The 3,502-nt window shown below is 65.0% G+C and carries 2 protein-coding genes and 1 pseudogene; 1 reads left to right on the top strand and 2 read right to left on the bottom strand.

Annotated elements, in window-relative coordinates; translation table 11 throughout:
* Positions 1-366 precede the first annotated feature (366 nt).
* Positions 367-706, top strand: a pseudogene (locus ACH2EI_RS20835) (YnfA family protein).
* 72 nt (positions 707-778) lie between these two features.
* Here the strand turns inward: ACH2EI_RS20835 and ACH2EI_RS20840 are convergent.
* Together ACH2EI_RS20840 and ACH2EI_RS20845 are read right to left on the bottom strand one after the other, a co-directional pair.
* Positions 779-2,026, bottom strand: coding sequence for an MFS transporter (locus ACH2EI_RS20840; protein ID WP_395161473.1), 1,248 nt, complete (start codon positions 2,024-2,026; stop codon positions 779-781).
* Positions 2,027-2,087: 61 nt separating this feature from the next.
* The gene (locus ACH2EI_RS20845; protein ID WP_395161475.1) at positions 2,088-3,401 is read right to left on the bottom strand and encodes a dihydrolipoyl dehydrogenase family protein; all 1,314 of its coding nucleotides are present in this window, start codon (positions 3,399-3,401) and stop codon (positions 2,088-2,090) included.
* Positions 3,402-3,502: the final 101 nt, after the last annotated feature.

Here is a 3,502-nt window from a genome sequence, read left to right on the forward strand (position 1 = left end):
ATCCTCGACGTCGCCAGCTACCGAGAACAGGCCAACCACACAGGACCGGAACCCATCGGCACGGCTCCCGTCGACGGGCCCCTCATGAGAGCTCACCAAGCAATCGAGATCAGACTCGACGCCACACCAACCACGACCGTCTCAGCAAACATAGGGTTCGACTGAACACATCAATCAAAGCCTCCCCGACGCGATCCAGGCGGCCACCGATGAGCGATATCGAGCACGTTGCTGTGCTCAATGCCGGATCGCGAGCGGGTGTGTGGCGGTCCCCGTTTCGTCGGTATCGGCCGTTGCGGCGGGGCTGCGGCCCGTGCAATGTTGAGACGTCTTCGACCTGGTTCGCGGGTCCGGTACGGTCGCGGCATGCCCGACACGGTCCGTTCGATTCTGCTGTTCGCTGCCGCTGCGGTGTTGGAGATCGGCGGTGCGTGGTTGATCTGGCAAGGCGTACGCGAACATCGCGGGGTCGCCTGGGTAGGTGTGGGCATCGCTGCGCTTGCGGGCTATGGATTCATCGCGACGTTCCAACCCGATCCGAACTTCGGGCGAATCCTTGCGGCGTATGGCGGCGTGTTCGTTGCCGGGTCGTTGCTGTGGGGTGTTGTCGCTGACGGGTTCCGGCCCGACCGCTACGACCTGTTCGGTGCGGCAAGTCTGCCTCATTGGTGTCGGGGTCATCATGTGGGCTCCACGACCTGTCTGACGTCCTGCGGTGGATGGGGCGGGTCAGTGTCGACCGAGCCTGGACGCGTTTGGGTCGACCGGTCCGTTTGTTTCAGCTGAGGTCGTTGGTGTGGGTGATGGGGGTGGTCATCAGAGTTCGGGGGACGAGCACGAATCCGGCCGTGCCAGCGGCGAGTAGGAGGAGTCCGCCCATGATGTAGACGCCGCGGATGCCGAGCTGGTCCGCGAGGATGCCACCGGCGCCGATGCTGATAAGCCGCCCGGTCTGCCAGACGATGTCGTAGAACGCGATGACGCGTCCGCGGAATCGGTCGGGCGTGGTGGTTTGGAGCACGGTGTTGTAGGTGACGTTGCCGGTGCTGGTTCCAATCCCGTAGAAGCCGAGACTCGTGAGCGCCACCGCGAAGTTCGACACGGCGGCCAATACCAAGTCGACCAGCCCGCGCAGCATGTAGGGGCCGAACAGCAGCAGCGGTCGGCGGACATCGGTGACGTAGCGTTGGAGCACGAGCGGGCCGAGAACGGCACCGACACCGATCGCGGCGAGCAGGAGCCCGAATCCGGTGGCATCGATACGGAGATGTCGTTCGGCGAGCACGACGAGCAGGGCGCTGGTCGCACCCGCAGAGAGTGCAGCGAGACCTTGCACCGCGGCGAGCGTGCCGAGCAGGCGGCTGTTGCGGATGATCTGGATGCCCTCGACGATCTCGGCGCGGCGGCTGCCTCGTTCGACCGATTCGGTCGCAGGACTTCTCAAACCGCTGAGAGCGATTGCTGACGCGAGAAATGTGACGGAGTTGATGCCGAACGCAACGCTCGCTCCGAGCGTGACGACAACGAAGCCAGCGACGGGTGCGAGCACGATCTGGGACATCACGGCTGCGGACCACACAGCGGAGTTCGCTGCAACGAGTTCGTCATCGTCGACGAGTGACGGCAACAGACTGGACGCAGCAGGGTTGAAGAACACCGTCAATGCAGCGAGTCCAAACGCCGCTGCGTACAGCGCCCAGAGTTGGTCGGAGTTGAACGCGACGAGCGCGGCGATCACGGCCCTTCCCAGGTCGGCTGCGATCATGACCTGGCGGCGCGGGAGCCGATCGACGACGGTTCCGGCGACGAAGCCGAGCAGCAACACCGGTGCGATCTCGAGGGCGACGACACCGCTGACGTTGAGCCCCGAGTTCGTGATCTGGAACACGACGATGACGAGCGCCACGGTGTTGAACGTGTCGCCCCATCGGCTGATCGTCTGGGCAATGAGGAGACGCCGAAACCCGCGGTGACACAACACCTTGCGAACCCCGCCCCGTGGCGCACCGGAACGATCTGCACTCATGCTGAAGAAGCGCGGACGAAGACAGCCATAGCCTCATCGCCTCGCAGCAACGTGCGCGCGCTCAGAGCATCGACCCGAGGTCGGACGTGACGGTGGGGTAGGCGGCGGTCATCGATTTGATTTGTCGGGTGGTGAGCCCGAGCTTGATGGTAAGTGCGCAGAAGTTGATGAGTTCGCCGTACTCAGGCCCGAACATGTGGGCGCCCACGATCGTGTCGTCCGAGGCGTCGACGAGGATCTTGACCGCCGCGGTGGTCTCGCCGATCCGGTAGTTCGAGTACCAGCCGCTGGTGTTGCGGTAGCGGACGTCCAATTCGATGCCGCTCGCTCGGGCGCCGTCTTCGAGGAGACCGACCCGTGCGAGTTCGGGAATCGTGAACACGGCGGTGGGCACGCCGTCGTAGTCCGGGATGGTCATGGTGCTGTTCAGCATGTTCGACGCAGCGACTTTGCCTTCGAACACCGCGACCGGCGTGAGGGGCGGTCCGGGGGTGGATGCTGAGTCGCCCGCGGCGAAGACCGACGGGTTCGTGGTGCTCTGCAGGTGCGGGTGAACTGCGACCCCGGTGTCGTCGTGCTCGACTCCGGCAGCGTCGAGCCCCAGGTGGGACAAGTCGGCAATCCGTCCGGCACCGTGCACGACGAGGTCGGCCACGATGGTCTCTGTTCCGCCGTCGGTCTCGACCGTGACCGCGTAGCCGTCACTGGTCGTCTCGACCGCAACAAGTCTGGTGCGGGATCGCACACTGATGCCGATCTCTTCGCTGCGTGCAACGAGGAGTTGGACGAGATCTGGATCGAAGCTCTTCAGCGGCCGGTCACCGTGCTCGATGATGGTCGTGTCTGCCCCGGCACGTGCTGCGATGTGGGCGAACTCGAACGAGATGAAACCCCCGCCCACGAACACGACACGGCGCGGTAGCTCGTCGAGGTTCAAGAACCCGGTGCTGTCGGCGAGGAGTTCTGCGCCGACGAAGTCGAGCGGCCGGGGTCGGGCACCGGTGGCGATCAGGAACCGGTCGGCCCGGTAGGCGGTGCCGTCGATGTCGATCTGGTTCGTGTCGGTGAACTCGGCGCGACCGTGCAAGGTCTCCACGCCGACCGATGCGAGATCGCTCTCGAGGTTGCCGGGGACGGGGTCGGTGAACCCGCGCTTGTGCTCCATCAGGTCTGCCCAGTTGATCGACAACCCTGCGGGGTCGATGCCCTTGCCGTTCATCAGTCGGGCACCGTCGATGATCTCGGCTCCACGACGGAGGATCTTCTTCGGATCACAGCCCCGGAGGGCGCACGTGCCGCCATAGGGGAGTTCGTCGACGATCGACACGCTCCACCCAACGGAGGCGCACTTGCGGGCAGCGGCCACCCCAGCCATTCCCGCGCCGACCACGATCAGATCTCTCGACCCGGCTGTCTCAACCACCGTGGAGCGCTTCGCGCAGTTGTTCCAGTGTCGGCGAGCCGGCCGGGCCATCG

The organism is Ilumatobacter sp. (assembly GCF_041688325.1).
Taxonomy (GTDB): domain Bacteria; phylum Actinomycetota; class Acidimicrobiia; order Acidimicrobiales; family Ilumatobacteraceae; genus Ilumatobacter_A.

Coding starts and splice junctions, on each gene's coding strand:
- ACH2EI_RS20840 (WP_395161473.1), bottom strand. CDS start 2,026: ATGAGTGCAGATCGTTCCGGTGCGCCACGGGGCGGGGTTCGCAAGGTG.
- ACH2EI_RS20845 (WP_395161475.1), bottom strand. CDS start 3,401: ATGGCTGGGGTGGCCGCTGCCCGCAAGTGCGCCTCCGTTGGGTGGAGC.